The 8,668-nt window shown below is 60.0% G+C and carries 5 protein-coding genes; all 5 read left to right on the top strand.

The genetic code is table 11. The annotated features are described in order from the left end of the window. Nucleotides 1-170 precede the first annotated feature (170 nt). Entirely contained in the window at nt 171-842 is a 672-nt protein-coding gene (locus tag AC0L2Y_RS34095) for an IS6 family transposase (protein ID WP_473562268.1), read from the top strand. Between the two features lie 645 nt (nt 843-1,487). After that, nucleotides 1,488-1,808 (top strand): thioredoxin, encoded by a 321-nt coding sequence (trxA, locus tag AC0L2Y_RS34090; RefSeq protein ID WP_473505915.1) that lies wholly within the window; start codon nt 1,488-1,490, stop codon nt 1,806-1,808. 357 nt (nt 1,809-2,165) lie between these two features. Beyond that, nucleotides 2,166-7,220, top strand: a complete 5,055-nt coding sequence (locus AC0L2Y_RS34085) for a shikimate kinase (RefSeq protein ID WP_473562267.1) — start codon at nt 2,166-2,168, stop codon at nt 7,218-7,220. Between the two features lie 550 nt (nt 7,221-7,770). After that, nucleotides 7,771-8,229, top strand: a complete 459-nt coding sequence (locus tag AC0L2Y_RS34080; protein WP_473562266.1) for a DUF192 domain-containing protein — start codon at nt 7,771-7,773, stop codon at nt 8,227-8,229. 25 nt (nt 8,230-8,254) lie between these two features. Continuing rightward, the coding region (locus AC0L2Y_RS34075) for a transposase (protein ID WP_473562265.1) at nt 8,255-8,668 on the top strand (414 nt) is incomplete at its 3' end.

Here is an 8,668-nt window from a genome sequence, read left to right as displayed (position 1 = left end):
GGTGCTGTCGACAAGAACATGCACTGGTCCCTCCGGCGGAACCTGGCGATCATGCCGTTTGTTGGGCGATTGCCATGGGTTCTGTCGCAAAACTTTTCACCGGGTTTGCAACCAGTATGGTAGGCGTAGATCCCGGTTGAAGATGAGCAGGCAGATTGAGTTTCCCGATCATGGTCGATTTCAAAGGCAGTCATTACCCGAAAGACGTGATTTTATACGCGGTATTTTTCTACGTGAGATATGCGGTCTCCTATCGTGATCTGGAAGAGATTATGGCCGAGCGCGGCGTTACCGTTGACCACGCGACGCTGAACAGATGGGTCGTGAAATATTCGCCCCTGATTGCCTGCCAGGCCCAGCGGCGCAAATCCGCAACCAGCAGCTCCTGGCGGATGGACGAGACCTATATCCAGGTCAAAGGCAAGTGGACCTATTTCTATCGGGCTGTCGACAAATTCGGCAAAACCCTTGATTTCATGCTGTCTGAGCACCGCGATGAGGCCGCGGCCAGCGCTTTCTTCGCCCGCACGATTAAGAACAATGGCTGGCCCGAAAAGGTCGTCATCGACATGGCAGGATTGCAAAACATCAACTGGCTGCTGCTGTTGTTTTATGGATGGTTCTGGCTGATCGAGATCCTGCAGGTCAAATACCTCAACAACACGATTGAGCAGGACCACCGGTTTATCAAGAAGCTGACCCGCCCCATGAAGGGCTTCAAATCCTTTCAGTCTGCGTCAGCAACACTGGATGGTATCGAGGTGGCTCACATGATCCGCAAGCGCCAATTTTCAACCAGTGGCCAATCGGCATTTCAGCAATTCGCCGCACTCGCTGCATAACTGTGTCCAGCGATGGCCGCTTCTGCGGCCTTTTAAAAAGTTTGCGACAAAACCCTCCCTGGAACACGATCTAATTTTTCTGCGGTCAACTGCGAACGACAGCTTGATACATTCAAAATCAATTTAACCCATCAAATGCCGGGAAAAACACCTTACAAGCGTAACCACGTATCGCTTCAACAGGGCGTTCGCAGATGCTAGCTGTGGATGCGGTGAAGGCGATAGGAATATGATCAATGGTTGACTTGGCGGACATAAATCAGCTGCCGCATGAACTTACTCACGTCCCTAGGGACATCCTTTCGCAGATCGCGAAGGGTGCGTGCCCAGGCGTCAACTGCCGAACATGCTTGAACGCGGCGTCGCATCTGTCAACTTCGCGGCTACTGGACCGTAGGGATGAGGTCGATCGCAAAAGAGTGCCTCCACTCGCCGTCGCAATTCACCGGTGCGGTCACGGTGAATTTGCTAATCGCGGATCTGCTGATGCGCCTCCTGCCGTCGCAGGGAGGAGGAAGGTCGGGGATGTGGGCCAGGAAGTAGGCTTCAGGTCGCAGGGCAACGCTCCCTATGCCCCAAAGAGCTGGGTTGATAATTGAAAATTCTGCGCACCCGCACACATCTTCTTCGGTCAAAGGAGCAGCCATGGCTACCGTGAAAGTCGATATCAATAACTTCCAGTCGGAAGTTCTGGAATCCGCAGCACCCGTCGTCGTCGATTTCTGGGCGGAATGGTGCGATCCCTGCAAGATCATTGCTCCGAGCCTCGAGGAAATCTCCGTCGAGATGGAAAGCAAGATCAAGGTCGCCAAGCTCAACATCGATGAAAACCCGGAACTCGCCGCCCAATTGGGCGTGCGCTCCATTCCGACGCTCGCGATCTTCAAGGACGGCGAAGTGGCCGATTTCTCGGTCGGCGCCAAACCGAAGCAAGCTCTTTTGAACTGGATTTCGAACGCTTCCTGATCGATATCGCTCAATCTGTACCGCAATGAAAACACCGTAGATTCGCCCCGTAAAGCGGGTGGGGTTCATAGTAATTTATGGGCGTTTGTACAGGGCTCAGCCCTTTGAGCTTCAGGCTGATGAGGTCGTTGGTTTGTGATAGCGGCTATAGTCCTCCCCCTCTTTCGGACCTGCGATGCTGTCGGAGCGATCGAGTGGCGAAGAAGTTTTTCATTGCGGCGTTGTCGAGGCAGTTGCCGCTGCGTGAATGCTGCGGCTTTCAAGCATGCCGTTGCCGGGTCGCGTGACCGCACTCAAACCAATGATGCCTGTTGTTGACAGGCTTTAGGCGATGCGTTTTGCTGGATCGGAGAGGGAATGGGCAGCACCGGAGAGTTGGTCGGACAAGCAGGGCGTCCTGATAGCGAAGGAGGCCCGCACCGCATCTCCGACGCAATGTCGGACCAGCAGAAGGCGCGCGAAGCGACGCTTTCCATCGCCGGCGCGGTGGCTGCCCGCGACGGCAATCTCGACGGATATTCGGATTCGGAGTTGGCCGATTGGGTGAACCGCTTCAGGAGATGGCCGGACCAGCAGAAGACGCGTGAAGCGACGGTTGCCATCGCCGGCGCGGTGGTTGCCCGCGCCGGCAATCTCGACGGATTCTCGAATCAAGAATTGGCCAATCTGGTGAACGGTTTCGGCAAGTGGCCGGAAGAAGAAAAAGCACGCAAGGCGATCGTTGCCATCGCCGGCGAGCTCGGTTCCAAGGGCCGTCGCTTCAGTACTTTCAGCACGCCTGCGCTAGTCAGGATCGCCAACGGTCTGTCGCGGTGTATCGAGGAGGGAGAGACCGTCGGCGAGGTCGCCGAACCCGCCTTCCTGAAGGACCGGCTGAAGCTGCTGGCGCACTACCTCCAAGCAGCCGAGGATCGGCTGCCGCAGGCCGATGTCCATGCCATCGCGAGTATATTCAAGGCGTTGGGCAATGCGCAGTTGTTGGACGATCTCGGTGCGCTGGCACGGCCGGGGCTGGACAGGCTCGAGGTGTTACGTGCCGCTCCCGAGTTTAAGCTCGACAACAACCTGGAGACGATGGGGAATCTTTGCGCCTCCCTGCTGCCACTAGCTCGCAGCCCGAAGCCGGTGTTGCGCTGGCACCGCACGTCGGCGCTGAACCTGCTCAACGCCATCCAGCCGGTGGTGGAACACAAGATCGATGCCCATCTCAAACTAGGCCAGGCCGAGCGCACCAGCGGCGCCAATGCAAGCCGCTGCTCGGCGCTTTCGATCTATCAGGTGCTCAAGACCCGGGCGGTGCTGGAGAGGCACTACCGGCTGCCCTATGTCGACGGCGACAAGCTCGCCTTGCAGGCCAGGCAGCAAGAGCTGCACGGCAAGACCAGGCAGATCCTGGACAGTGCCCGCGCCCTCATCTACGCCGACCTTTCCTACAGGAGCTGGAGCGTGATCGCCGAGATCGAGGCGAAGGAGCCGTTCGAAGCGCTCGACACTTTCATGGCGCAGAACGCATCGATGATCCAGGCCCAGCATACAGCCGCCAGCTTCGATGTCCATCGGGTCCTTCAGGCCATGGACCACGAGCCGAGACCGCCGCAAGGCGATGCCGGACTGATGCGGCTGCCGGTGGTCGACATCCAAGGCCGGCCGCTGACCAGCGAAGCCGAGCTGCGTTATTCCATTTTCCACCGCTTGACCTCGGGCGCGGTGAAGGTGGTGGCGGTGCAGCTAAAGGGAACTCCGACTGCCGCCATGCTGACACGCACGTTCACCTTGGAGGGCGTGCCCTACCGCATGGACCTGTTCGGCGGCAGCAAACTGAAGCCGCCGAAAAAGAGCCTGAACCAGCTTGCCTCTCAGCTGCCCTTGGCGGCCGAAGAGGCCCCAAGCGCTAAACTTTTGGCGATCCCCTATGCCGAGACGGCTCCGGGTACGGCCTTTGAGCAGCTGTCGCGGGACTGGGCGCCGTTCAAGGAAGCCTATTACTATACCCAGCGCCGCGGATTTGCTGCGCCGCCGGGCATCCCCGACATTGGCCCGCATGATTATGCGCTGGAAGGGTGCTTCAAGCTGTCCCTTCTGCCCGACCGCCCCGCAGGCGCAGTGCATCCCTTCCGGTTCGAGGGGCGAGACGGCGAGATCGCCTTGCGGCCGCATGACGGCTGCGGCTTCATCAGGGCCTCACTGGCCGAGCGCATGCCGTCCATTGCCCGGGCTCGCCACGACGCTCCCGAGCGGATGCCCGCCTTTGCCGATAAAAGGCAATCGGCGGTACCGCCCTCGGCGCTGCAACATTATCCGCGCAGCGTCGAGGTGGCACAGGAGACCCGCGAGAAGGCTCTGGCTTGGCTCGAAACCCATCAAAGCCTCACCGCCGAGCAGCTGTTCCGGACGGTCACGGGCGGGCATATCGAAGGTTCGGGCGCTATCGCCGTGCCGTCCAGCGACGAATGCCTGCATGTGCCGACGGGCAAGAGCAAGACCTTGACCCGTGACGCTGGCGTGCTTGTCGGACGCTCCCCCTATGACAAGCCCGACCTGCGCCCGTTCGCCGCCGACCGGGTCAGGTCGGCGCGCGATGGCGATCGAACCGCGGCGTTCCTGGATCGGTGCGTGGCCTTCCAATACAGCTTCAACGTCGCGCACAGGTCGGGGGCTGGGCTTGCCGCCGACGATCCGACCTTCTTTGCCAAAGGCATCTTGATCGTTGTGCCCGACGAAATGTGGCCGGCGGACTTCGCCGAGCGCGGGGTGGTGATGTCTGCCGAGGACGTAAAGTGCCATTCGCGCTGGCTGGAGGAAAAGGACCGGGTCACGGCCGACACCGCGCTCGAGTGCGTCGGCATCCTGCAGGCGACGGAGGTGTTCGCGCCCGGCTCTTTGGTTGCAGTTCCGAGCGCCGAACAAAAAATGCTCGACGGCGATTTTGACGGCGACTCCGTCGTCATCATCGGCGACCGGCCTCGCCTTTACGAGCATGTGCGCCAGTTCGACGCGCAGCTGCAGGCGCGCGGCATCACCTCGATGAAGCCGCCGAAGTCGCACACGCCGGCCATTGAGAAAGGCGGCTACCAGTTCAGCCGGTCCAAGCAGATCCTGTCGGCCACCGGGCCGGTGCTGGAGACCTACAGCTGCCTGCAGCGCAACATGCTGGCGCAGCCGCTGGAGGCGCAACGCTGGTTTGCCGAGCGTGCCATCTTCGGCACCTACGAGGGCATTCATCAAGAGCTCAAGGCCGACATTCGCGCACTGTTGCAGGAAGATCGGCCGGATGGCCAGGCCCTCGATGAGCTCATCGCCAGGGCGGGGGAAGACAGCAAGGACGCCGAGCATCCGGTGGCCCGCGAACTGGCCGCGTTGCTAGTGGCCGAGCTCCAGGACTGGAACCTGCAGCTCAATAGCGAGCAGGCTCATGAGCAGTCGGACGTCAAGCAGCAGTTAGCGCGATCCGTGGCCTCAACCGGCGCGAAGCCTGCCGTCAGCGCCGACGCCGGCGCGCTCTTCCCGAAACTCAGAGAATCCTATCCGGCAACCGCTGACGCCAGGAAGCGCATCGACTTCCTGCTCAACCGCTACCAGCCGCGCATTGATCCGCGGCCCGACGGCTACAAACCGGACGATCTGCATGAAAGCGCCATCAATCTGTTGAGCGTCGGCATCAAGGTCGGCACGGACGCCTACAAGTCCGATACCGGTGCGCTGGTGTTCAAACAGAAAACCGCCGAATTGCAGCGGCTCTTGGAGGGGAGGCCGGGCTTCAAGTCGGCGCCCTATGTCAAGGCGCAGGCGGCAAAGCTCCACCAGGGCCGGTTCGACGTCGATCGCAGCCTGGCGCATCTGGAGGACAACCCCACTCTGGCGGCCTCGGTCATGGAGGCCTCGATCAGACTCGCCGTCGAAACCCGCATTCTGCCCAGCGCCATAGCAATCTCGGCCGACGACGACCCCGCCAGCAGGATAACGCTGAGCAGCGAACAGGCCCTGGAGCGCGCCAGGCTCGAAGCCGCCCCCGCCGAAGCGCAAGAAAGCGCGATTACCGAAACTGTGCATGCGGTTGCGGAGCTTTTGCGGCAGGACGGCATTGAGGTGAAGGTGCAGCATCTTGACCAACGGTCGCGCGGGCAGGGCTGGATAGCCGACGAGTTGACCGGCCAGAGCGTGAGCGCGGCGCCAGAGGCCCAACTGGTCACCAATGCCGTGCGCCATGTCTTCGAGATCCCAGACGAGGCTTTTACACGCGCCTTCAGGAAAGCGGCACTGGCCTTCGAGGAGCGGGACTGCAGCGAGGTCGAGACCACCAACTGGTTCACCAAGATGGACACGCGGCGGTTACGCGGCGTTCACACGGCGTTCAGAACCGCGCAGAACTATCGCTTCGAGGTCGAGTTCCATACGCCGGCCAGTTACCGGGCCGAGCTCGCCCAGCGCGCGCAGAGCGAATGCAAGCCGGTCCCCATTCCCCGTGGTGCCTTTGAGATATTACAGTGGGGCTCGTCAGGAGACAGCAGGTCGAGGGTGGCAGGGACCTCCAGGCCGCGCGGCGTCGCAAGACAACAGGATAGGGTCGCTCGATCGCCGAAAGCCGGCGAGATCCGCGCGGCCCTCGGCACGCAGCCGGTAGTGTTCGTCGGCATGCCGGCGAGCGGCAAGGGGAGCATCGGCGCCCAGCTTGCCAAGGAGTTGGGGTTGGACTTTCTCGACATCGATAAGCGTATCGCCGCCGCGCACGGCGATTTGATAGAGATGTTCGCCGAGCACGGCGAGGGGCACTTCAGGGACCTGGAGGCCGAGGAGCTCGCCAAGTGCCTGGAGAGAGGACCCGTCGTCATCGCAACCGGCAGTGGCTGCTTTGCCGAGGAGTCGAATCGAGCCCTGATCCTTAATAAGGCGCGCTCGATCTGGCTCGACACCGACCTGAAAGAGCTCAAGAAGCGCCTCACGAAAGACGACAGCCAGCCGCTGCTGCAAGGCGAAAACCGCGAGGAGAAGGTTGACCAGCTGTACGAAAAGTGCAGTCCGTTGTACCAAAAGGCCGATATCAGATTGCCCCTGGTCCCTCCCTTTCAAAAAGACAAGAAGGACGCGCGCATTTGCGTGGACATACTCTACGATCTCCTGTGCAGCAACAGAGAAGCCGCACTGCCAGCTGCCGAGATATCACATGTCTCCGGTTCTTCCGGCACCGCCACCAGCATGTCCCCAACAGCACAGTGCATGCACGATGATCATCCCAGTTGCGGGGAGGGCGTCGCGGAAACCATCCAGGCGCCGGCGGCACCTTTGAGTGAAGCGGAACGGCCGCCGCCCCTCGACTCCACCGCCGCCCCGCAGCCTTTGCTAGCCGGCAGTAACGCACGAGCGGATTTAGCGTCTTCCCCGAGAAGCAGAGAACGCTCAAGTCGAGGTCGATAAGCTTTAACGGCGTTGTCACGTTCTTTGAATATGGCCACGTGAGGCCCAGCGTGCGCTTTTCAGGCAGGCCGTGCACTCACGGCTTCCCACGCTGCCATTGCCTGGCGTCGATGGATTCGAATTTGTGCGGCGGGGCGGTTGGTCTGGGATGAGCAGGGAGGCAAGCAAGCAAAAATGGGCATCGCAATTGGTAAGGCCAACCACCGCGACTCAGTGTTCGGTCAAACATCCACACCGGGACTTCGAGCAACCAGCATAACGTTAAACCCGAAAAGCTCCAGCGGGACACAGCAGACCCCTTGTCCACCAATCCATGGATATGGATAAGCCGCCCAGACCAGGGATGCCACGGATATAAAAGCTCACGAACCTCGGTCCCGTGGGTGTTCCGTCGCCCTGGTGTACAACACGCTTCACACGCATAAAGCTTCGGGATATCGGTAAACGAGCGAGTTCTCAAACCGTCAAACAGAAATCTGATCCTGTCTGGTTTTTATGGGCCAACTCCACGCGTTGGGACATGATCTCTCACGGAAGCAAAGAGGTGACGATGTTTCTACTTGAGGCTATTACGCTGATTTCGTTGTTTAACGCAAATTGTGATGTCGCAGCGATCAAAATCGAAAAACGCCCATTAACCGTGATGGTCGCAAATGACTCGGATGAGCGCAGCAGGGGACTCATGCACAGGCGAGTTCTTAGCCCGTTCGACGGCATGATATTTGTCTTCGATTCCCCTCGCCATGTGCGGTTTTGGATGAAAGATACTCCGCTCCCACTGGACATCTTATTCTTCGATGGTAATGGCCGACTGGTATCACTGCATCGCAACGCTGTGCCCTTGGATCAAGCTCCGATCGACGGGGGGAGTAACGTTCAGTACGTAGTTGAACTCCAGGCCGGCGGGCACCCTGATATATTGGCGGAACCTAACATACTTGAGCTAAACGCATGCAACGGGGCGTTGGTGCACGGATCTTTTATTGGTGTGGGTTTAGGCAAGCGGTAACCGCAATAGCCTTTGTAGCGTAGCCATGCCTTTCAAACACAATACCAGCCGCCGCCATCATATTGAGAAGATGAAGTTCAGGGTGACGAACTGGCCAGAATATGAGGCAGGACTTCGTCATCGCGGCAGTTTGACCCTGTGGGTGACGCCGGAAGCCCTGTCCAGGTGGCAAGCGCCAAGACGCAAGACACGTGGCGGCCAGCACCGCTATTCTGATCTGGCGATCGAGACCACCTTGACGCTGGGCCTTGTGTTTGGCCTGCGGCTGCGCCAGGCAGAAGGCTTGCTGGAATCGGTGCTGCAACTGATGGGGCTGGCGCTCGCTGTCCCCGATCATACCACCCTGAGCCGTCGGGCGCGGACATGGCAATCGCCCAACAAACGGCATGATCGCCAGGTTCCGCCGGAGGGACCAGTGCATGTTCTTGTCGACAGCACC

Source organism: Mesorhizobium sp. WSM4830, assembly GCF_055811495.1.
Note: the sequence above shows the minus strand (reverse complement) of the source record. Positions and strands in the feature narration are given on the sequence as shown.